Below are 22,205 nucleotides of genomic sequence, written 5' to 3'. Positions count from 1 at the left end.
ACAAATATTTTAAAGAAAAGGCGGTTAGCCTGACACAAGAATAAAACCATGATTTCCTGTCAATATTAGTATAGGAAATCATGGTTTTTCAATTTATCAGAAGATTTGGAAGGTTAAAAAATAATTCCCCAAATAAATAAAAAAACTAGTTACATCTGGGTAATTCTGTTGTATAATGATCGTGTAATAATCTAACAACTGTATATTTTATGGAGGTGTTTTAATGTCAAAGTACACGCAAAAAGAAAGCGGCGGTTTATATGAACTGACTGACGCCGCTCGTGCCGAACTAACTTCGTCAAAGTATTACAACGAAGATCTGGCACCAACTCCAATCTCTGAAAGATCTTGGTCTACTTATCACATCGCAATGCTTTGGGTCGGAATGTCCGTATGTATTCCTTCCTTCACGATGGCTTCCTCATTGGTTGCCCTGGGATTATCCCCTTGGATGTCCGTATTCAACGTAGCATTGGGAAACATCATCATCCTCATTCCTATCCAGCTTAACTCCCACGCAGGTACAAAGTACGGTCTTCCGTTCCCTGTATTTGCAAGACTTGCTTTTGGACCTATCGGCGCGCATCTGCCGTCCCTTTCAAGAGCGCTCACCGCTTGTGGATGGAATGCTGTACAGTCTTGGATCGGCGGCGCTGCAATCGTTTCTCTGGTTGCTTCTTTTGCTCCGGCTTTTGGACAAATGGCTGCTGCTCCTTTTATCGGATTCGGAATTTTCTTATTATTAACTTGGTGGGTAACCGTAATGGGTTCCGAAAGCATCAAATACCTTGAAGCTGTCGGTTCTCCTGTTCTGATCGTGTTAACGATTATGCTTTTCGTATGGTCTGTTGCGCTTGCAAGTGGAGGCGGCTACGCTTTCGGCGATCTGCTCAAAGCTACAACCGATACAGCTGCAGTTGACGCTAACGGCGGTTTCCTCTATGTATTCCTTGGCGGTTTGACAGCCAACATCGCATTCTGGGCTACGATGGCACTGAATATTCCTGACTTCTCCAGATATGCAAAATCTCAGAAGAATCAGTTCAGAGGACAGCTGTACGGAATGCCTGTCATGATGGCAGCCTGTGCATTCATCGGCGCTATCTTCGCTCAGGCAACCAAGCTTGTTATGGGAACTGCAATGTTTGACCCAACCGCAGTCCTGCCGCTGATTGACAATGCATTCATTAAGTTCATTGTTTCTGTAGGTGTTATCCTTGCAACGATCACCACAAACATCGCTGCAAACGTAGTGGCACCTGCAAACGGATTCTCCAATGTATCACCTAAGAGAATCAGCTATAAGATGGGCGTTACCATTTCCTGCCTGCTTGCAGTTCTCTATCGTCCTTGGTGGATCTTCGGCGGTGCCGGCTCTTATATTTTCGGATGGCTGAACACTTATGGCGGTATCCTGGCACCAGTAGCTGCAATCTTCATTGCTGACTACTACATCGTAAAGAAGAGAAACATCGATGTTATGGCTCTGTTCCAGGGTAAAGAAGGCAGATATTGGTACCAGAGTGGCTGGAATATCAAAGCCCTCATCGCATGGGTACTCGGATTCATTCTTCCGACCATGGGTAACCTGGGCGTTGCTTCCCTGAAATGGGTTGCGGCAAACGGATATGTTATCGGATTTGCAATCGCGTTCATCGTTTATGTACTTCTGATGAAGAATGACACTGTTTCCTTCGTAAGTGACGAAGAAGAAGAAGCAATGACTGAAAGATAATTCACGTTCCAATATTACAATTTAAATTATAATGTAAATTATAATAAATGTCAGGAGCCCTTGTGACCCAGGGGCTCCTGCTCATATGACAACAAAAATGAGTTTAAGTGAGACGAGGAAAACTACGAATGATCACTTCGTGATTTTCCAGCCTAAATTCTAAGGAGGTTTTTGAATTGGATTTATTGATCAAAAACGGCACGATCGTAACCGCAGAATCAACCTTTAAAGCCGACATCGCAGTTAAGGACGGTAAAATTATTACTGTTGGTCAAGACATTGAGCCTTTAAAGGGAACTGAAGTTGTAGATGCCCAGGGTAAGCTTGTTCTTCCTGGTGCAATCGACGGACATACTCATCTTGCTATGCCCTTCGGCGGAACCATTTCCTCCGACGACTACTACACGGGCACAAAATCTGCTGCTTGCGGCGGTACCACAACAGTCTTTGATTTTGTTCTTCAGGGCAAGGGTGAAAACATGCTGGACGCTATTAAAAGAAGAGATGCTCTGGCAGCTCCTGATGCAGCGGTGGATTATTCCTTCCACGTAGGCGTATGTGACGTTACCACCCCAGAATTGCTGGATTCCATGGAAGATGCCGTCAAGTACGGTATCCCCTCTTTTAAAGTTTTCATGGTATATGACTTTGGTGTAGATGATGGTGCATTCTATCAGGTACTCCAGAAGGCTGCTAAGATTGGTGCTTTGGTAGGAGTTCATGCCGAAAACAGAGACGTTAACAACGTACTGGTAAAGCAGTATCTGGCAGAAGGCAAAACAGATGCATGGTGGCATTATATGGCCAAGAATGAAGATGTTGAGGGTGAGGCCGATGTAAGAGCAATCAATCTTGCAAAGATGGCAGGTACCTCACTGTACATCGTTCACCTCGCTGATAAGCAGGGTGTCGAAGCTGTAGCACAGGCAAGAGATGAAGGTTATCCAATCTTCGCAGAAACCTGCCCCCAGTATCTTCACTTTACAAATGAAGTGTATAAGAGAGAACGAGGAAGAGATTTTGTCTGCTCTCCTCCAATGAAAGGTCAGGAATCTCAGGATGCGATTTGGGCGGCCATTAAAGCCGGGGACATCGCTACCATTGCAACGGACCACTGCCCCTTTACTCAGGCGGAAAAAGACTGGGGAATCACCACAAAGGACGGCAAACCCGGAAACTTCACAACCATCCCCAACGGATGCGCTGGAGTTGAGAATATGTATCCATATGTGCTTTCCGAAGCAAACAAGGGTAGAATCACCTTCAATAAAGCTGTTGAGCTTTGCGCATCAAACCCTGCAAAATTATTCGGCTTAGACCACCTAAAGGGCGGAATAACGCCGGGTCTGGATGCAGACATCGTTATTTATGATCCAGAAAAGAACGTAACCATTGCCAATAGCGAAATGCATGGTAATCTGGACCATACCATCTGGGAAGGCGTTGAGGTTAAGGGCTATCCTGTCGCTACTTACAGCAGAGGAAATCTGGTCTATAAAGACGGTGAGTTCCTTGGACAGAAAGGTGCTGGAAAGCTCATCAAGTGTAAACCGATCAAGCTGACTGGCCCAAAACTCTAAGTACTATGGCGCCAAGCTCGCAAAATTAAAACGATATTAATTGGCTGATCTCATTCTGGCTTATGAGCAAGATCGAAAAACTGCTCATTACAGCATGAGACAGCCTTTTTTCAATTTTCAACTTTTCCTTGCATAATTCATTCTTTTAGTTTAAAATTAATTGTTATGTAGAAAATAAATCTCAGTTCAGCAGGTTCTCTCGGCTTGCTGTCAACAATCATGATACGAATACCCTACGGATTAAAATGACTGTAATACAATAAATAGCCTTGGTTTAAAAGAGCATTAATTTGCAATCTTTAGACCGTCTATATCTTTGTAAACTGAGGCTGAAAGTTCAAATAAAAGTACAAATAAAGGAGAAGAATGGAAAACATATTATTCAAAGATCTAAATCTATCAAATGATGTGCAAAAGGCACTCAGTGCTATGGGGTTTGAAGAAGCTACTCCCATACAAACAAAGGCAATTCCGCCTATTTTCGAAGGTAAAGATATTATCGGAATGGCACAGACTGGTACCGGAAAAACCTGCGCATTTGGCATTCCGGCAGTAGAAATGCTTGATCCGAATGTAAGCGGTGTACAGGTACTCATTTTGAGTCCTACAAGGGAACTGGCGATCCAGATATCCGAAGAATTGAAGAACGTATGTAAATTTAAAAGAGGCGTAAAAATACTGCCAATTTATGGCGGTCAGTCAATCGAACGGCAAATCCAGGCCCTGAAAGGAAAACCGCAGATTATAATCGGCACTCCTGGAAGAGTCATGGATCATATGAGAAGACATACCCTCAAGCTTGCAAACTTAAAAATGATTATTCTTGATGAAGCAGACGAAATGCTCAATATGGGCTTCCGTGAAGATATCGATACCATCCTTGCTCAGGTACCAGAAGAGAGACAGACGCTGTTGTTCTCTGCTACCATGGCATCGGAAATTATGGATTTGACCAAGCTTTATCAAAAAGAGCCCATGTTGATCAAAACAGTTCATAAGGAGCTTACAATACCCAGTATTGAACAGTACTATCTGGAAGTCAGGGATAGCTCCAAACCGGAATTGCTCTGCCGCATGATCGACGCCAAAAATATCAAGCTTGGTTTGGTATTCTGTAATACAAAGAAACGTGTTGACGATCTTACCATTGCTCTTCAGACGCGAGGTTACTCCGCTGAAGCACTTCATGGCGATATGAAGCAGTCAGAACGAGATCGAGTAATGAATAAATTCAGAAAAGGCATGATCGAAATCCTTGTGGCAACAGATGTTGCGGCAAGAGGCATCGATGTAAACAATATTGAAGCGGTTTTCAATTACGATATTCCCAATGACGAGGAGTATTACGTACACAGAATCGGCCGTACAGGACGTGCAGGAAAAACAGGTGTTTCCTACTCCTTTATCTTTGGCCGTGATATTTACAAGCTGAAGGACATCCAACGATATACGAAGTCTGAAATTCTTCCAATGAAACCGCCTACGATCACAGACGTGGAAGAGGTTAAGCTAGAAGCCTCCATCGGAAAGGTGCTTTCACTCCTGGAATCACCGGAACGATATACAAAATATCATTCCACTATTGAAAAAATCCTGGCCGAATCAGCGGATGCGACAACCCTTGATGTTGCCGGAGCTCTTTTCAGCATGGCTTTTGAAGAACTGGACAACAGAAACTATGAGTATTCTGATTTGGATGACGACCACACCAGATATCAAAAGGGAGGCATGACACGCCTTTTCATGAATATCGGAACCATGGATCACATCCAGCCAAAACACATCGTGCAGAGCATCGCCGCAAAGACCTCTCTTGCCGGCAAGCTGATCGGTGAAATCGATATTCATAAAAACTTTACGTTCGTGGAAATCCCATCTGAATTTGCTGACGAAGTTATGGATTCTATGAGAAACTACACCCACCGCGGCAGAAAGGTACAGATCGAAAAAGCGGCAAAGCGTCAGGGTCCGAAAAACAAACCCAATCGTAGAAGATAAGCAGATAAACTTATTGATATTTTATAAAAATGAAAACCCTTCCAGATCACTTGGAAGGGTTTTCTTCGTTTAGCGGATCCCCTACTTCAGCAAGTCGAAAACGCCCAACGAGCTCAGCCAGCAGCTCTGCCTGTCCCGATAGCTGTCTGCTTGCAGAAGCACTCTGCTCAGCAGATGCGCTGTTGTTCCAAACAATCTGAGAAACGCTATCAATCCCCTGCCGGATTGACACCATCCTTTCTGTCTGTATCTCAGACAGACCCGATATGCTCATCACGAGTCCGGCAGTAGTCTCAGAAGAGGCCACGATATCTTTGAAAACAGATGCCGTATCCCTGGCAAGGTCAGTGCTCTGCTTCATTCTTTTCATAGTTTCCGCAACCAATTCAGAAGTTCTTTTCGCTTCAGCTGCGCTCCTCGAGGCTAAAACCTTTACCTCGTCGGCAACCACTGCAAAGCCCTTTCCATGCAGCCCAGCCCTTGCTGCTTCCACCGCTGCATTGAGTGAAAGAATATTCGTCTGAAATGCAATATCGTCGATCGCCTTAATGATTTTTGAAATATTGAGGGAAGATTCTTTCATGTTCTCAATGGAATCCAGCATCTGCCCCATTTTGGTGCTTCCCGTTCTGGCGTGATTACAAGCCTCCTCACTGAGTACGCTGGCCTGCCCGGCATCGACTGAGCTTTGCTTCATTTGTGCAGTCATCTCATTGATGGAGGCCATCAATTCCTGAATCGATCCTGCCTGATCCGCAGAACCCCCAGCCAAAATTCTGCTTTCCTCCGATAGCTGAGCAGAACCGGATGCGATTTGACCGGATGCCGCTGCGATTTCTGTCATCATCTGATTCAAATTCTCGGTGATATTGATCAGCGATGTTCGAATTTCTATAAAATCTCCGCGATATCCATCTGAAATCAATACCGACAGCTTACCACTTCCAAGATCATGCAGTACAGCAGATATTTCTTTGATATAACCGGTCAGACTGTTCAGTGTATGATTTACAGCATCCTTTATTTCAGCATACTCTCCCAAATAATCGCCCTGCATTTTTACACTTAAATTTCCTTCCGACAGTTCTCGCATCACACTAGAAACTTCCTGGAACGGTACCGCAACCGCGTCCAGCGTACCATTAATTCCTTCCATAAGTGTTCTGTATTGGCCAAGATATCTGTCCGCTTGCCCTCTCTCCGAAATGTTTCCCTTTATAGCAGCCTCCGAAAGTCGATTGGTGTCATCGACCAGAGCATTCAGGGTTTCCAGCATCGTTACAACCGCTGGCGTCAGTAAATCTTTCTCGCTCTTATTCCCGGATTTTTTCAAAGCAGGAAGATCTTCTAGATCTCCTACCGAAACATGGTTGATGTATACGATCATTCGATTGATCTGCTCGGAAACTTCATTAATGGAAATTGCGATCTCGCCGTAAACCCCAAGTGCACTCTCTTCCATGCGCCTGCTGAAATCGTTATTTCGCATACATTCCAGTATCGCCCTGCTCTCCTCAAGACTATGGAGGCCTTCGATGCAGGAATTAATACTGTCTTTGATATTCTGAAAGTCACCGTAATACTCCTCATGAATCGGCTCTGGGATTTTTCCCTGCCCAATTTTCGTCATGCATTCCCCTGCTGTATAAAGAGGAGCAGTGATTGCATCAAGAGTATCATTGATCCCGGCAACTATTTTTTTAAAGTCTCCTCCATGAAGATCCGAATTTGCACGTAGATCCAGTTTTCCTTGAATTGCAGCATCTGACAAGAGGTTTACATCTTGTATCATGGCATTAACCGCACGAATACAAGTATTGATGCTATCTTTGATATCGTTGAAATCACCAGTGTAGATTTCTGTTATTTCCTGGGGAATTTCTCCTCTGCTAATCCTTCTCAGATAGTCAGAAGCCAGCTGCATCGGTTTGGTGAAGCCTTCAATCGTGGCATTGATACCATCAATGATGTGACCGTAACCACCGGGAAAAGATTCCGCCAATCCTCGGTGTTCAAAGCGACCTGCGCCGGCTGCTTCAGTCATTTCATTAATTTCTGTCATCAGAGATCCTAGTGTTTTTATCACAGACTGCATACTCTGGCCCAGTCGGTCTCGGTCTGAGCGCGTGCGAACTACGACATTCAGGTTTCCCGCTGCGATACTTTCTGCGATGTCAGCCTGCTGTCTCATGTTTTCTGTCATACGGTTAAAGGAATCTACCAGAATTCCTATTTCATCCTTCAAATTTGTGTGAACGGAAACCCCAAGGTCTCCCACCGCCAGCTGCTCAGCAGCATGAGAAAGTTCTGTAATAGGCTGGCTGATCCTCTTTGATATGTAGGCTCCGACAGAGGCAGCTGCAATAAGGCTCAACACCGCTGCTGCAAGAACAGACAGGATGGAGGTCAGGTACGCCGTTTGGGATTCTGCAATGGAGCTGTTTGCCAGCTTTATATTTTTATCTATCAGTGATTGAAGATCTTTATTTACCAGATTGATCCCTGAATGAAAGGAAGGAGCAAGATTCATGGCATCAACATAATTGTTGCTGCCTAAATAGGTTCCCAAACGGGCCATGATCTCATCAGTATTCGCAAGATGCTCGTTCATGGATTCATAAAGTCCCATGTCAGGAATCCCATCGCCGCTTCCTTCATATGCCTCAAAAAGCAGTTGATTTTCTCCCTTTAGTTTTTGTATCTCCTCCAGCCGTTTTTTCGTCTGAAGGATATCCTTCTCATAAAGCATTAAGATGTAATAATCGTTCACCTTCATCAAATTCTTCTGTATTTCGAATAAATAGGTAGCAGGGATAAAATGGCTTTGATAGATATCTTTCGTACTTGCATTTGTGCTGTTAACACCTACGATCCCAAAGATTCCAGACACAAGTGTAAAAAGTCCTATCAAGATAAATGCGGAAATTAATTTCTTTCGAATGCCTATTTGATTCAATAGAATACCTTCTTTCTTTTCGTCATTGCGGTCTTGTCCTTATCATTGTAACTTGTGATTGTAAAAGAGAGGTTAATTCATTGTTAAAACATGGTAAAGTTATTTGTCTGAAAATTTAAAAAACAATATTGCAAAGTGTTATGCATTGTGCTAATATTTATCAATAGTAAAGGAACAGCAAAGGTGCTGTACAGGTATTTTTCTAGAGAATACCTGTACGGCATTTTTTTTTCAGCAGTATTAACCTGCGGAAAAAGAAACGCTTACATTTTTAAGTTTGGAGGTTAATAGGTATGGACTATGCAAGCAATACATTTTTAATTATTTGTGCAGCGATGGTGTTCATTATGACGCCGGGATTAGCTTTTTTTTACGGGGGTCTTGGCAGACGCAAAAATGTTGTAAACAACATGTTTAACTCTATGTTTATTCTCGGAGTTGGAATGATTCTTTGGTGGGCTTTTGGCTGGAACTTTGCATTCGGGGCTGATGGTGGGCCAGTGATTTCCGCAGGATTTACAAACTTATTCCATAACGGAATTACAGGCAGTGATACGTTTACTGAGGGAGGTGTGTCTACATTTACATTTTCTGCATTTCAGATGATGTTTGCTCTTATTACCCCGGCGATTATCACAGGCTCTGTAGCAGGAAGAATGAAGGTTAATGCTTTGATTCCCTTTATTGCAATCTGGTCTCTCCTCGTTTATTATCCCTTGGCCCATATGGTATGGGGCGGCGGCTTCCTGGCCAGTGGGCTTGGTTCGATTGACTTCGCAGGCGGTAATGTTGTACATATTGCATCCGGTACAACGGGACTGGTTCTCGCAATACTTCTGGGCAAAAGAGTGGGCTATGAAAAGCAGGAGTATCGGGTTCACAACATTCCGTTTGTAGTCATCGGCGCAGGCCTCCTGTGGTTTGGCTGGGACGCATTTAATGCCGGTTCGGCAGGTGCAGCTGATGGTCTTGCGGCTCACGCCTTAATGACAACAAATCTTTCAGCGGCAACAGCACTTGTTTCCTGGATGATTATCGACATGATCATCAACAAAAAGCCTACTGTGGTTGGAGCTTGCACCGGATTGGTTGCCGGTCTTGTTGGAATCACCCCTGCAGCCGGTTTTGTACCTCTTTGGGCAGCATTTCTTATTGGACTTTTGGTTTCTCCCGTATGCTACTTTGGTATCAAATTGATCAAAAAAGTGCTTAAAATTGATGATGCTCTCGACGCATTTGGTTGCCACGGAATTGGAGGTATTTTCGGTGGTCTCATGACTGGTTTATTCCATGATGGTTCTATCGATGGTTGGGGAGCGGCTAACGGTTTATTCTTCGGCGGCGATCTTCTCTGGAGGCAGGCGGTCGCAATCCTTATTACAATCGTAGTAGTAGTTGTCGGCACTCTTATCTCATCCGGTATTGTGCGTATGTTCACAAAGCTCCGTGTTGATAAGAAGGATGAACTGATTGGACTTGATATCACGCAGCACGGTGAACACGCATATCCTGCATTTCACGGGCTTGATTAAATAGAAAAGGAGGAATTGTTCTATGATTAAGATAGAAGCTATTGTTCGCGAGGAAAAGCTTGAAGATGTCAAGGAAGCCTTAAACGAAGTTGAAGTAACCGGCATTACTGTTTTTCAGGTTTCAGGCTGCGGTACTCAAAAGGGCTATACTGAAATTGTACGCGGTCAAGAGGTAGAGTTCATGCTCCGCCCAAAGGTGAAATTTGAAATTGTCGTCTCCAACGAAGAGTGGGAACAGAAAGCCATCACAGCAATTCAAAAAGCAGCCTACACTGGAAATGCAGGTGACGGAAAAATATTCAGCTACGACCTGCGTTCTGTAATGCGTATCCGCACGATGGAAACCGGCACTGACGCAATTAATTAATATAATTATTACACAGCGCCATCTGCGAAGTAGCCATTATGGAACATCATATTATTCGGGTCTGTAAAGAATTTTGGAGAAACCTCTTGGTTGATGCAGAATATGGATTGAGACTGGAAAACAGGACAACTGAAAAATAGGAATTTAAAAACCTCCTATGGTAGAATCAAACATCGAATCTATCAGAGGAGGTTTTTAATATGGCAAGTAGGAATGAAAGTTTTTCTTGCTTTACATTCTATCGGATGCTGCTTCACAGATTCTCCGCATACGACGGCCAGCTACGAGAACACCCAAAATGATGATTCCGATCAAAGCATACTTTATCTCCTGACGAAGGAAGAAATGATGCAATAGAGGTTCCTCAGTAATCATATTCCCTGCGGTGTATGCAATCACAGCTGCTCCAAAATCGATAATAATAGGGAACTTTTCCATAAGGCGGATGATCAGTGTACTGCCGAAGACCATGATTGGAATACTGATTGCAAGCCCGATGACTACCATTACATAACTTCCATGGGAGGCTCCGGCGATGGCTAAGATATTATCAATCCCCATAACTGCATCTGCTACAATAATTGTAACCACTGCAGAAAGCAACGAATCATAGCATTTTACATCATCATGATTCTGAGGCTTTGCAAGCAGCTTATAGGCAATCCAAATCAAAAGAGCACCGCCGCCCAACATAAGGCCTTTCAACTGCAGTAACCATACGATGACAAGCGTTGCAAGCACTCTTATGACAATAGCCCCTGCAGTTCCAAGGCAGATCGCTTTGAGCTGCATATGTTTCGGCAGATTCCTGCAGGCAAGACCAATGACAATGGCATTATCTCCTGCAAGAACCAAGTCAATCATAACGATAGACAAAATACCGGTAAGAAATTGAGTAATAGATAATCCTAGAATTTCCATAGTAGTAGATACCTTTCTAAATCGATGAGTAAATTTATTGACTTTAATGTTTTGTATATTGTATTCATTATACCATGATGGGGTTTTTGCAGTAAACAGAAATCCTCCTTCGACGGTAAAGATATTTCAAAAAACAGGCAGCTTCTTCTCACTGCCTGTTTTTCCCCATTACAGACTCCTTTTTTATTGTCAATCCACCTATAGGTCTATCTCTATTTCCTAATATCTCGAATGATATCTTCCGGAATTACAAATTCTGGACTGCCGGATGCTCCAGGAGCGATCTCGTACTTATCGAAGCAGATTACAAGCAAACCATCTTCATTGATGTAGAAATTCTGATCCTGACGAATGCTTTCAAAGGAACCCATCTCCGGATCATCGACCCAGAACATATTCAAATCCGCTTCGTTTTGCCGCTTCATTTCGCCTACCAAATAGCTGTTCAGCACACTAACATAGTCAGCACCATCTTTAAAAAGTGATTTCAGCGTGATCAGTTTACCTGATGCTTTATCAATGGTATAAAATTTATGAGTAGTTGAAGAAGAGCCCACCGTATTCACCAAATAGATATCGATGGCCAGTATTTTATCATTGTCCGTTCTGATCTCATACCCGGAGTCGATCCCATAATGAATCTCGGAATCAGGGAACTCTTCTTTTAATTCCTTCACATCCTTCTCAAAAGCCGCAATTACCGAATCGGCATATTCTTTAAAGTCATTATTCAGTTTCTCTTCTAACTCTTTATCTAAAAGGCCTTCGATATGCGGTGTGACAATATCCGCATGAAAGCCCTTATCTTCTACTGCATACCGACCAAATGTCAATACTCTGACGATCCCGCTCATTCCCGGCATGTCCGCCATGGTCGCCGCCAGTGACTGGCTTACATTCAAAGATACTATGAGCAGCACAGCAATACAAGCTGCGAGTCCTGCTGTCCTTCTTCGAAGAGTAAAATGTTTATTCCCTTGCTTGTTCATAGTTTCAGCAACTCTAGCTTTCAATTCCTCAGACGCATTTAATCTCATATATTCTTCCTTCATAAATTCCAATTTTTTTTTCATAACGATCCCCCCATATCACTGCGAAGCAACTGTAAAGCCTTATATAATCTGGTTTTCACCGTATTTAGGTTTTCATTCAAAACGTAGGCGATGTCAGTGAGAGCCATACCTTCAAAATACCGAAGTACGATAATGCTCTTATATTTTGTATCCAACCTTTTGATCATTTCCTCAAAATTCAAATCAGCATATGGTTCTCCCTGATCCTTCAGCTCTTCCATATCCTTTGGATCCAGATAGACAATTCTGCTCCGTTTCTTAAGATAGGTCATTGCGGTATTCACGACAATCCGATAAAACCATGTTCCTAAATACTCAGTTTTTTTCAGTGAACCTAGCGCTTTCAGCGCTTTGATGACACTCTCATTTACCACGTCCTCGGCATCCCCCTGATCCTTTGTGATCGTATAAGCAAACCGATATATGCTGTCAATGTTTTCCGTTATGTAGTTCTCAAACAGCTCTTTTCTTGACATTGTATTACCTCCTTGTAATGATTAGACAAACCGGTCTGCTAAAAAGTTTTTACCAATGCAAAATATTTAAACTACATAAAATGGAAGGACTGCAGCAAATTTTTGTTTTGCTGCAGTCTTCTGTTTTCCTTATATAATAATTTTTAGCTCCGTTCCATCCTTAGCCTTGATATCTACCATAGTCAGTCCTTTATATTGACTTAGAACGTCGAAGCCCTTGCTCAGTTCTTTAAAATCAATACTGTCGTAGTAGATCCGCTGGTTCTCTGGAACATATTTTCTTGCTGCACTGACACCAATCCCTCCGATTCCCAGTGCCGCCTTTACAAGCCAAAGGGGTGCAGGAATCATATATCGCCGTCCTTCCCCTTCCTTGAGATAAATCTTCACTCCCAGTATTCCTTTCCGTGTTATTCTTAATTCATGGTGACCCTACCATAAATCGTACGAGACCCTTTTCAGCAGTGCATCAGAATCCTTTCTAACCATTCTTAAGGGGCCCTTTGAGCAATCTATTACGGGTTTTCTTTTGATCAATCAATGCTGATTTCCACAAACTCACCCTTCGATGTTTTCACATCAACAATCTTTCCCTCCAAGCCGGAATCGATGGCCTCCATAATCATTTTGATATCGATTCCTTCCTGTTCTGATACTCCCGGTATCTTGACATTGTTGATGGCATTTCCGATGGACTTCAGAAAATTGACAGGAATGTTCACATTCACCGTGTCCGCTTCTCCTCCTAAAACCTTAATGCGCAGCATTTTATCCCTTCTGTCTGCCACAATTAAGGACTGACTTTCGCTGCTTCCATTCACTGCTTCTATTAATTCGGTCGCTTTGTCAGCATCGATCTTACCCTCTTCCACCATTTTTAAGATTCTCTTTACATCCTCTTTCATTTTAATTTCACTCCTTATTAATATTTGTTTTCTTTCATCATCGCTAGCGCCGCATCCGCTGTTATTTCTCCCTTTTCCAGCAGATCAATAATTTCATTCTGATTGACGGCAGGCTTTTTCGAAACCGGATAGCCCAATGCGCCGATCACTTCATCCAGTTTTGACCGAACCGTCGGATAAGATATTCCAAGCTCACGCTCCACATCCTTGATATTCCCTCTGCACATCACAAAGATTTCCATGAAGTTCAGCTGCTCCGCACTGAGATATTCAAACTTGGAAAGTTCAAATTCATTTTCTATGGCAGTACCGCATTGATTGCATTTCAGTTTGATCGCTTTTAGCTTAGAACTGCAAACAGGGCATTTTCCGATAACTTTGTAGGACATATTTCTCACGCTCCTTTTCCATAAATCAACAATATCACTATTATTGAAATAAAGCAATAGGTATTTTCAATAATATTAGCATTTTTATTAATATTATTAATGTTTAAATTAATTATATTAATAATTCTTAATTATTCACTTAGATTATCTATGCCAACCACTTAACTTTTTATAGTCCAAGTCAGCAGATTCCCTCCACGCCTCCGTTGAAAGCGATTTTTCCAACTACCACTGTAAAATAAAAAAGCCGCATGAAGACAACCGGATCAATTCACCGGAAGATTTCAAAACGGCATAATAATTCATTTATCGATTCAAGCTGTGCTGATATTCTATTCTTTTTACCGCGACTTTTCCAGAACGGACTCCGGCCATTTATCGCGGACCTGCGCTTCTCCCTGATAGTAGTCAACTTGATCTCCGGTCTGATAAACCTCCTGTTCCGGCAAGATATTGATTTTTCCGGAATCCGGATATTCGCAAACGTCTAGACCGGAAACAGTACGCAGGTCAAGATATCGACATGGCTCAGCTGTGTGATTATACAGCTGATGCGCTCCATCCGGTCCCATCTCAAAAAATATCACATCACCCTCATGCACTTCAAAAAACTCCGTGGGAGTTCGCAGCACAGCACACCCTGAAAGTATTACAAAGAGTTCTTCTGAATTGCGATGAAAGTGATAGGGAAAGGAGAACCTCCCGGCTTCAAGCATGCGAATATCATATTTCATATGCTTTTCCGCTCCAGATTGTTTCTTTCCAGTCAGTAGAGCAAATTCGGAAATTGCAGATTCTTTCGCCGCATACTCAAGCTCATTATGCTTTATAATCACTGCCATAGTAATCCCCCCATCAGTTTTCTCATATCATCAGCCATCGGTCTATTGTAAGCCAGTAAGCCAAACAATTCCGTATTCGCTTCAATCAACCCAGCATCATTTGGTCCAGGTCAGTCACCTTGTAAGAGTTCCAACAATTTTTTAGCTGTATTGGAATTTCTGATGGTCACATCCTGATAAGCACGGGTGCCTACAATCTTTGACCATCTTGTTCGGGAAAAGGTTTTGACAGGCGCTGACCAGAAAATCAGAGCTCCATAGAAGCCAACCTTTTCATACTCTGGTTTAATTGCTCCGATCTCTTTCACGATGCCTTCCCCGGTAGCAGGTGGTATAACGAAGAGTACGTTATGTTTCACTTCCGGTTCATCACCCCACCAATCGGGGGCATGGGCCATGGCCACCTGAAAGTCGTCTTCGCAAATTACCATGGTTCTGATGGGAAATCCAAACTCATTCTTCAGGGTTTCCTCACAGAACAAAATCAGCTCTGTCATCACTTGCTTTTCACCACTGAAAAGAACGTTTCCGCTATTGATATAGGTTATCACATTTGAAAACCCCATGCGTTCAAAACAAGCTTTCAGATCTTTCATAGCAACTTTATTATTGCCGCCTACATTGATGCCCCTCAGCAATGCAATATACCTCATAACATCCTCCTTTTTTGATGCTTCCGGTACACCTTCTCTACTACGTCCCTTGTGTTACCGGAACCGCGAGACGGCAGGAACATGCAGCAGCCAGTTTTTGAGCATGCCGCCCCAGCTATTTCCAAGTGTTATTGCTCATCGTACAATTTTCAAATGTAACAGCCTTTTTATTGCTCGTGAGCAAATCGCTTTTGTTTCCTTTCATGATCGTATTTCGTACGGTAAGCGAACTGCCGGCTCCTGTCATATCTTCCCCCACATTAAAAAAGCTTACATTTTCCCAATCGGGGTCAGTTTTTCTGGAATTATCTTCAAAGCGGCAATCTTCTATTAACACATCTGCGCTCTCAGATAATTCAAAGAAGCTCCAGAGGAAATTGTTATTATTCTTGAACGCACTGTTCCGAAACGTAACGCTTTCCGATCGTGCAATGTAGACAATATTGCTGTAAGCTTCATGATCCCGGATCAGGGAATCTTGAAACAAAACATTTTGGGAATCATGGATTTCAATTGCTCTCAGTGAACAATGGTTAATATCCAGATCGTATCCGTAGAAGCCGTTGGTGTTCTGCAATGTTACCCCAATGCTGCCGCAGCCGTAAAGCTCTGAATTGCTCACAGAAATGTCACTGCAGCCGTCAAAGAGCAGCACCCCAGCATCGCATTCATATTCTGACGGTGTATGACCTGCTTTGATATTCTTAATTGTAATGCCTTTGCAATTTATAAAATTCATCACCTGGGCATACCGAGAGTCTACAACAAATTCCGTCTTACCGGACTCCGCCCCCTCAATCGTAAGATTATTGATATTTGAAATCATCAGACCCCTTCCCTCATCTGCAGCTGAAAGATTGTAAACCCCCGGCTTTAATACAATCTTTTTATTGGAACCGATCTCCTTGAGGAATTCTTCCGCAGTGCTAACCGTAACAACAGGTCTCATCGTTTCTGGGATCCATCCGATATAAACCCGATTGCTGTTTCCATCCCATGCAATATCCTTCCCTAATGCCGCAGCCAAACCTCTGACCGGCAAGTACGTTGTTCCATTGTAGAGGAACGCTTCCGTTGGATTTCCCTTGACATCTGTGGTTTCAACCTCGGCACCATCCACATAAATCTTGATATTGCGGTAAGCGACGGTTATTGCCTTGCCTGCTGTTTCGGCAAATACCGTGAAAGACATACCAAAAATAAGCGATGTGGCCAGCACACCGCAAAGAAACCCTTTCCATTCTTTTTTCATTTCTTTCCCCTTCCCTTTTGTGTTGTGATAGCTTCTGATCAGACTTCCTCTACCATCCGATACCCCACTCCGACCTCGGTTACAATATATTTCGGTTCAGCTGGGTTTTCTTCCAGCTTTCTTCTGATGTTGGCCATATTCACCCGTAGGGTTTGGATTTCATTGGTATATGGTCCCCAGATTTCTCTGATGATATTGTCATAGGTCAGTACTTTCCCCATATTTTGAGAGAGCAGCAGTATGATCCGATATTCGATGGGAGTCAGGTGTACCTCTCTGCCTTTCATTGTAACAAGTCTCTTTTCGATATCGATTTCGAGTTCACCTAATGATATTCTATCTCTTCGTGATGCTCCTGTAAATGGTTTTTGGCTGTGGCGCAGTGCCGTTCTGATTCGAGCCAGCAACTCTGAAGTGCCGAAGGGCTTTGTGATATAGTCATCAGCGCCCAGATCCAGTGCCTCGACTTTCTCCCTTTCATGTCCTCTGGCAGATACGATAATAATGGGGATGCCGGACCATTCCCGAAGGCTTTTTAAGACGTCAATTCCGTCCATATCTGGCAGTCCAAGATCAAGCAAAATCAGGTCAGGACAATGGGAAGCAGCCAGTGAGACCGCGGTTTTTCCCGTTTCAGCCTTGATTAGATGGTATTGATTTGCTGACAATACAGCTGCTATGAAGTTGCAGATGGACGCATCGTCCTCAACGATTAAGATCAAAGGATTATGATTCATCTTGTGCTCCCTCCAAGGGCAGAAGAAAACGGAACACTGCCCCCCCAGCCTCTCTGTTGGCTGCTTCCATTTTACCTCCGTGGGCTTTTATAATGGATCTGCAGATGGATAAACCAATTCCCATTCCCCTTGAAGAATCAGTACTGTGTCCATTGTCTGGCAGCCTTGTAACAAATAAATTACCGAGATCACCTTCAGAGATGCCCTTACCAAAATCCCGAACCTCAAATACAGCAAACTGGCCTTTGGAGAAGACCTCCAGTTCAACGGTGGTTTCCACCGAAGAATACTTAATCGCGTTTTCCAAAAGATTGATCAATACCTGCTCAATCAACATCCCATCCATAGGTACCATCAACAGTTCATCGGGAACTTTTACTGTTATTTTCCGATCTGAAATGCGTTTCCTTACATGGCTGACCGCTTCTGCTGCTATTTCTTCTACAGCCTCCGGCGATTTAGCAACATTCATCGTTCCTTCGTTAATTCTCGTGACAGAAAGAAGATTCTCCACCATACGGATCAACCATTGCGAATCCTCTTTTATATTGGAAAGGAGCTGGTCATGGGTTACTTGATCCAGAGTTTCCCCTGCTTCTAATATGACGGAGGATGCGCCCAAAATTCCGGTGAGCGGCGTCCGGATGTCATGCGAAATTGCCCGCAGCAGGTTACTTCTCATCTTTTCTGTTTCCGAATCTAAAAGGATTCGCCTTTGTTCGTCAGATAGAAATTGTCTCTCAAGAGCCATGGCTACCTGGGATACAAGCATTCTTAAAAGCATAATACTGTTCTGATCCAGCTTCCCGTTTGCGCAGGATATTCCGACAACACCAAGGGGCTTGCCCTGTGAGAGGATCGGCATATAGTGCGCCCCTGCATTCATCAGTGTTTCCGTTCCGGCTCCTGCTTTCTTCTTATTGAGATAAACCCAATGGGCAGCTTCTCGTTCTTCCTCTCGCCGCAATTGTGCAGTATACGGGTCTGTCGATGATTCCATGTAATACCCCGATGCTGGATTCACAGGATCCTCTGTATAAATTACTACGGCACGATCGAAAATCTGAGTAATGTATTCACTTGTCAATTTCACGATGCTTTCCAGTCCTCTTGTCTGCAGCAGTTTCTTGTTTATTTCATAAAGAAGCTTTGTTCGATGCTCCCGTTCCGCGGAGATCTTCACCTGTGTCTTAATTTGCATTGTTAGCGTACTAATCAGAAATGCTGCAATGAACATAATCATGAACGTAACTGGATATTCAGGCTGAAGCGCTGCAAACGTATAATAGGGTATGGTAAAAAAGAAATTAAACAGCAGGACGCTCAGAAATGAAGCTGTCATACCGTAAAAGTACCCGTTTGTGATTCTGGAGATAATCATCACAGATAAAATGTATACGGTAATAACATTCTGATCATCATAGATAAAAGTGTTAATACCCTTGGAAAGCAGTGTTGCAAGGGCCAATATACCCAATGTTTTCATGGTATCACCCCATGACAATACAATATTTTCCGTAAGCTTTAGTTTTCTCAGCTTTCGATGCTTCATCGGAAAACTTTCCGGTATGATATGAAGTTCCACATTGGGCAGCAGAGCAAAAAGTTCATCCTCCAGCTCTCTTTCAAACAGTCTCTTTATGCTTCTTTGATTTCTGACCTTTCCAATCACGATGTTTGAGATCCCAGAAACCCTTGCATACTCTGCTATGACAGCAGCAGCGTCGTGCCCGTTCAGCCTTACTGTTTCGGAGCCAAGTTTTTTGGCAAGATCGAGCTGATCCTGCACCTCATTTTCATGATTTCTTCTCAGAGAATCTACATGAACAGTCGTCCATGATGCATGAAAAACGTCTGCTGCCTTTGCTGTCCACCGGATTGAATTGGGCGAAGGCACCCCATCACTTATCACAACCAGAAACTTTGTTCTGACAAGAGAATCCCTCGTCGGTACACCTCTCTGATTATCATTGCTGAGCCGGTCTGCAGCCTTTCGCATGGTAAGCTCTCTCAGGAGGCGCAGATTTTCTTTCGTGAAAATATATTTCATCGTATTTCCAGATTTAGCATGGCGGGAGATTTTGCCTTCCTCCAACCGCTTCATTAATTCCTCTGGTGCAAAATCAATGGTTTCAATCATATCAGCCTGATCAAAAATATAATCAGGAATGGTTTTCCCGGGGCTGACCTTAATGATACTCTGAACAATACTGCTCAAGCCTTCTATATTCTGTATATTCAACGTCGTGTAGACATCGATACCTGCATTCAGGAGTTCTTCAATGTCCTGATACCGTTTCAGATTTCTCATTTCAGGCGGGTTTGTATAAGCCAGATCATCAACCAGTATCAACTCTGGTTTTCGTTCCAGCGCTGCATCCACGTCAAACTCCCTGCGCTGCAATTTGCCGTGTGAAATGCTCTTTAAAGGAAGAATCGGTAACCTTTCAAGAAGGCTGAGGGTTTCCTGGCCTGATCCCTGGTCAACGAAGCCCACGACAGTATCAACACCGCTCTTCAGCTTCTCAGTTCCATTGTCAAGCATTGAGTAGGTTTTCCCCACGCCAGCAGCATATCCGAGGAATATTTTCAGTCTCCCTTTTTTTCTGACCCCTATGGGGTTCTGTTTCTTCTCCCAATCCATTATCATCACCGCCTGAGAGTATTCTACTTGATCTGCTGTTAAAATCAATGGGTTTTGGAAACTCTTTATACTTTCTTAATGCCCTGATCGGTTTTCTTTATACTATTTTAATCTACAATCAATTATCGTTATTGTTAAGAACAATATTTTTATTTTGAAATCACTGATGGAGGGAATTCACTGCCTTGAAAATGGCAGTGACAGAATTATGATAGAAAAATTAAGAAAGATTATCTTGGGAAAACCATTGAAAACATCTGATTTACACGGTGAAAAGCTAGGGATCCTTTGGGGACTTCCCATTCTCTCCTCGGACGCCATCTCTTCTGTTGCTTATGCCGGACAGGAGATGCTTCTCGTGTTGATTCCCATGATAGGGGTGGCTGCTTACGGAAAAATGTCACTCTTATCAGGCTGTATCATCGGCCTTTTATTGGTTTTGATGCTCTCCTACAGACAGACCATTGACAGTTACCCCAATGGAGGCGGTGCCTTTATGGTTTCCAAGGAAAATTTAGGAAATACAGCCGGAATGGTAGCCGGTGCCGCCTTGGCAGCGGACTACATCTTAACGGTGGCAGTCAGCGTTTCATCTGGCGTTGAGCAGATTACTTCCGCTTTCGGAGGGCTTCAGCCTTACCGTGTGATGATTGCGTCAGCACTGGTCATCCTACTGATGATCGGGAATCTGCGCGGCATCCGAGAATCTTCCAAAGTATTTGGAGTTCCAGCGTATGCCTTTATTTTAGGCATTCTAATTCTGATCATCGGAGGTGCCATCAAACTGCAGAACGGATATATTCCCAAAGAACCAAATTTTGAAAAACCCCTGGGAGCCATAAGTCTGCTGATCATGCTGAAAGCATTTGCCAGTGGTTGTACCGCTCTCACGGGAGTGGAAGCAGTGAGCAACGCAGTGCCCAACTTTAAAGATCCATCCACAAAATATGCTAAGACTGTATTGCTCATCCTATCAATGATCATTTTACTGCTGTTTGGAGGAACTTCGGTTATTGCCAATTATTATCACGTGATCCCCAGTGAGGAAGGGGCTATGTTGATCCTCATCGCAGAAGAGATTTTCGGTCACAATTTTTTCTTTTACTACATCACCACTACCACCTTTGTGATTTTGATCCTGGCTGCAAATACAGCTTATACAGGGTTCCCCATGTTAATCGCTGTCATGGCAAAAGAAAAATACGCACCGCAGCAGCTTAGCATGAGAGGTGACAAGCTCAGCTATGATAACGGCATACTGCTCCTTTCTGCAGTCTCAGCACTGCTGATTATAGGCTTTCAAGCAAACGTGACTTCATTGATTGGCCTGTACGCCGTAGGCGTTTTTATCTCCTTCACGTTGTCCCAAAGCGGGATGTTTATAAAATGGAGACGAGAGCGAAGCAAGAATTGGCACTTCAAAGCTGCAATTAACGGATTCGGTGCCCTGCTCACTGCAACGGTTGTGGTGATTATTTCCATTGCAAAATTTGAGGAAGGTTCCTGGATCATCCTCATTCTCATACCCATCCTGGTATTTCTTCAAATGAAAGTTTACGTACACTATGTTGCAGTGAAAGAACAACTTAAGATCAAGGGAAGCGAATACGAAACCGCCGATCTATCAAAGCTGGAATATCATAACAAGATCATTGTCCCCATCGAAAGTGTCAATGTTGCCAGTGTGCGCGCGCTGAGATATGCGAAAACGATCTGCGAGGAGGTAACTGCATTTACCGTGGTGATGAGCGAGGAGGAAGGAAAAATAATCCTGGAGAAGTACAACAAGCTGAACACTGACATCCCACTGGTTATTAAACTCTCGCCCTACAGAAAAGTGGTTGAACCTCTGATTCGCTTCATTGAATCTGCTGAGTACGACCATACCCCCGGTGATATGATTACGGTGCTGCTTTCAAGTTTTGTCGTGAGAAAATGGTGGCATGCACTGCTTCATGGAAATACACGAAAGTATATTGAAAAAAAATTGCTGAAGCATAAGCATATCGTTGTTAGCAATATGCCGCTTCAGCTGAAGGATGATCATTACTTTCAGAAGCATCTAGCCAGCAAAAGGTAGTTTAAATCTCCGCTTTTTGGAAACTTCAATAAAAAACACCCCAACGTTCGTGCTCATTAGGGAGC

At 43.3% G+C, this 22,205-nt stretch carries 18 protein-coding genes; 6 read left to right on the top strand and 12 right to left on the bottom strand.

Annotation, left to right across the window (positions count from 1 at the left end):
* Positions 1-223: 223 nt before the first annotated feature.
* From FRZ06_03180 to FRZ06_03170, 3 genes are all read left to right on the top strand, one after another.
* Positions 224-1,735 carry an NCS1 family nucleobase:cation symporter-1 gene (locus FRZ06_03180; protein ID QOX62432.1) on the top strand — a complete coding sequence of 504 codons (1,512 nt, stop codon included), beginning with the start codon at positions 224-226 and terminating at the stop codon, positions 1,733-1,735.
* A gap of 176 nt (positions 1,736-1,911) precedes the next feature.
* Positions 1,912-3,315 (top strand): dihydropyrimidinase, encoded by a 1,404-nt coding sequence (gene hydA / locus FRZ06_03175; GenBank protein QOX62431.1) that lies wholly within the window; start codon positions 1,912-1,914, stop codon positions 3,313-3,315.
* Positions 3,316-3,681: 366 nt separating this feature from the next.
* Positions 3,682-5,313: a DEAD/DEAH box helicase gene (locus FRZ06_03170; protein QOX62430.1), complete on the top strand. Its 1,632-nt coding sequence runs from the start codon at positions 3,682-3,684 to the stop codon at positions 5,311-5,313.
* Between the two features lie 46 nt (positions 5,314-5,359).
* Here FRZ06_03170 and FRZ06_03165 read toward each other — a convergent pair whose 3' ends face one another.
* Positions 5,360-8,269: a HAMP domain-containing protein gene (locus tag FRZ06_03165; protein QOX62429.1), complete on the bottom strand. Its 2,910-nt coding sequence runs from the start codon at positions 8,267-8,269 to the stop codon at positions 5,360-5,362.
* Positions 8,270-8,562: 293 nt separating this feature from the next.
* On the opposite strand from FRZ06_03165, the gene FRZ06_03160 reads away from it, so the two are divergent.
* Both FRZ06_03160 and FRZ06_03155 read left to right on the top strand, forming a co-directional pair.
* The gene (locus tag FRZ06_03160; GenBank protein QOX62428.1) at positions 8,563-9,801 is read left to right on the top strand and encodes an ammonium transporter; all 1,239 of its coding nucleotides are present in this window, start codon (positions 8,563-8,565) and stop codon (positions 9,799-9,801) included.
* 22 nt (positions 9,802-9,823) lie between these two features.
* Positions 9,824-10,168, top strand: coding sequence for a P-II family nitrogen regulator (locus FRZ06_03155; GenBank protein ID QOX62427.1), 345 nt, complete (start codon positions 9,824-9,826; stop codon positions 10,166-10,168).
* A 231-nt stretch (positions 10,169-10,399) separates the two neighbouring features.
* On the opposite strand, the gene FRZ06_03150 is transcribed toward FRZ06_03155, so the two are convergent.
* The 11 genes from FRZ06_03150 to FRZ06_03100 form a co-directional block, all read right to left on the bottom strand.
* Positions 10,400-11,089, bottom strand: a complete 690-nt coding sequence (locus tag FRZ06_03150) for a TerC family protein (protein QOX62426.1) — start codon at positions 11,087-11,089, stop codon at positions 10,400-10,402.
* Between the two features lie 212 nt (positions 11,090-11,301).
* Positions 11,302-12,162 (bottom strand): DUF3298 and DUF4163 domain-containing protein, encoded by an 861-nt coding sequence (locus tag FRZ06_03145; GenBank protein QOX62425.1) that lies wholly within the window; start codon positions 12,160-12,162, stop codon positions 11,302-11,304.
* Positions 12,159-12,638, bottom strand: a complete 480-nt coding sequence (locus FRZ06_03140; GenBank protein ID QOX62424.1) for a sigma-70 family RNA polymerase sigma factor — start codon at positions 12,636-12,638, stop codon at positions 12,159-12,161. Before FRZ06_03140 ends, FRZ06_03145 begins: the two co-directional genes overlap by 4 nt.
* A gap of 129 nt (positions 12,639-12,767) precedes the next feature.
* A complete protein-coding gene (locus tag FRZ06_03135; protein ID QOX62423.1) occupies positions 12,768-13,028 on the bottom strand; it encodes a hypothetical protein in 261 nt (86 codons plus the stop codon).
* A 143-nt stretch (positions 13,029-13,171) separates the two neighbouring features.
* On the bottom strand, positions 13,172-13,543 hold the full coding sequence (locus FRZ06_03130) for a hypothetical protein (protein ID QOX62422.1): 372 nt from the start codon (positions 13,541-13,543) through the stop codon (positions 13,172-13,174).
* Between the two features lie 17 nt (positions 13,544-13,560).
* Positions 13,561-13,932, bottom strand: a complete 372-nt coding sequence (locus FRZ06_03125; GenBank protein ID QOX62421.1) for a DUF2089 domain-containing protein — start codon at positions 13,930-13,932, stop codon at positions 13,561-13,563.
* 341 nt (positions 13,933-14,273) lie between these two features.
* A complete protein-coding gene (locus FRZ06_03120) occupies positions 14,274-14,774 on the bottom strand; it encodes a cupin domain-containing protein (GenBank protein ID QOX62420.1) in 501 nt (166 codons plus the stop codon).
* Positions 14,775-14,884: 110 nt separating this feature from the next.
* The gene (locus tag FRZ06_03115) at positions 14,885-15,427 is read right to left on the bottom strand and encodes a DUF1697 domain-containing protein (protein QOX62419.1); all 543 of its coding nucleotides are present in this window, start codon (positions 15,425-15,427) and stop codon (positions 14,885-14,887) included.
* A gap of 115 nt (positions 15,428-15,542) precedes the next feature.
* Positions 15,543-16,679 carry a cell wall-binding protein gene (locus FRZ06_03110; protein QOX62418.1) on the bottom strand — a complete coding sequence of 379 codons (1,137 nt, stop codon included), beginning with the start codon at positions 16,677-16,679 and terminating at the stop codon, positions 15,543-15,545.
* 38 nt (positions 16,680-16,717) lie between these two features.
* Positions 16,718-17,416: a response regulator transcription factor gene (locus FRZ06_03105; GenBank protein ID QOX62417.1), complete on the bottom strand. Its 699-nt coding sequence runs from the start codon at positions 17,414-17,416 to the stop codon at positions 16,718-16,720.
* Complete coding sequence (locus tag FRZ06_03100) at positions 17,406-20,060, bottom strand: sensor histidine kinase KdpD (GenBank protein QOX62416.1); 2,655 nt, start codon at positions 20,058-20,060, stop codon at positions 17,406-17,408. Before FRZ06_03100 ends, FRZ06_03105 begins: the two co-directional genes overlap by 11 nt.
* A gap of 208 nt (positions 20,061-20,268) precedes the next feature.
* Between FRZ06_03100 and FRZ06_03095 the strand changes: the two genes are divergently transcribed.
* Positions 20,269-22,140, top strand: coding sequence for an APC family permease (locus tag FRZ06_03095; protein ID QOX62415.1), 1,872 nt, complete (start codon positions 20,269-20,271; stop codon positions 22,138-22,140).
* The last annotated feature ends 65 nt before the right edge of the window (positions 22,141-22,205 follow it).

The sequence above is a fragment of the Clostridiales bacterium genome (assembly GCA_015243575.1).
Lineage (GTDB): Bacteria > Bacillota > Clostridia > Peptostreptococcales > Anaerovoracaceae > Anoxybacterium > Anoxybacterium hadale.
The sequence above is the reverse complement of the archived record's forward strand: the minus strand, read 5'-3'. Positions and strand labels throughout refer to the sequence as shown.

What these genes read in the sequence shown, in the direction of transcription:
- FRZ06_03180 (QOX62432.1), top strand. Translation starts at nt 224, where the DNA reads ATGTCAAAGTACACGCAAAAAGAAAGCGGCGGTTTATATGAACTGACT.
- FRZ06_03170 (QOX62430.1), top strand. Translation starts at nt 3,682, where the DNA reads ATGGAAAACATATTATTCAAAGATCTAAATCTATCAAATGATGTGCAA.
- FRZ06_03160 (QOX62428.1), top strand. Translation starts at nt 8,563, where the DNA reads ATGGACTATGCAAGCAATACATTTTTAATTATTTGTGCAGCGATGGTG.
- FRZ06_03155 (QOX62427.1), top strand. Translation starts at nt 9,824, where the DNA reads ATGATTAAGATAGAAGCTATTGTTCGCGAGGAAAAGCTTGAAGATGTC.
- FRZ06_03150 (QOX62426.1), bottom strand. Translation starts at nt 11,089, where the DNA reads ATGGAAATTCTAGGATTATCTATTACTCAATTTCTTACCGGTATTTTG.
- FRZ06_03145 (QOX62425.1), bottom strand. Translation starts at nt 12,162, where the DNA reads ATGAAAAAAAAATTGGAATTTATGAAGGAAGAATATATGAGATTAAAT.
- FRZ06_03140 (QOX62424.1), bottom strand. Translation starts at nt 12,638, where the DNA reads ATGTCAAGAAAAGAGCTGTTTGAGAACTACATAACGGAAAACATTGAC.
- FRZ06_03130 (QOX62422.1), bottom strand. Translation starts at nt 13,543, where the DNA reads ATGAAAGAGGATGTAAAGAGAATCTTAAAAATGGTGGAAGAGGGTAAG.
- FRZ06_03125 (QOX62421.1), bottom strand. Translation starts at nt 13,932, where the DNA reads ATGTCCTACAAAGTTATCGGAAAATGCCCTGTTTGCAGTTCTAAGCTA.
- FRZ06_03120 (QOX62420.1), bottom strand. Translation starts at nt 14,774, where the DNA reads ATGGCAGTGATTATAAAGCATAATGAGCTTGAGTATGCGGCGAAAGAA.
- FRZ06_03115 (QOX62419.1), bottom strand. Translation starts at nt 15,427, where the DNA reads ATGAGGTATATTGCATTGCTGAGGGGCATCAATGTAGGCGGCAATAAT.
- FRZ06_03110 (QOX62418.1), bottom strand. Translation starts at nt 16,679, where the DNA reads ATGAAAAAAGAATGGAAAGGGTTTCTTTGCGGTGTGCTGGCCACATCG.
- FRZ06_03105 (QOX62417.1), bottom strand. Translation starts at nt 17,416, where the DNA reads ATGAATCATAATCCTTTGATCTTAATCGTTGAGGACGATGCGTCCATC.
- FRZ06_03100 (QOX62416.1), bottom strand. Translation starts at nt 20,060, where the DNA reads ATGGATTGGGAGAAGAAACAGAACCCCATAGGGGTCAGAAAAAAAGGG.
- FRZ06_03095 (QOX62415.1), top strand. Translation starts at nt 20,269, where the DNA reads ATGATAGAAAAATTAAGAAAGATTATCTTGGGAAAACCATTGAAAACA.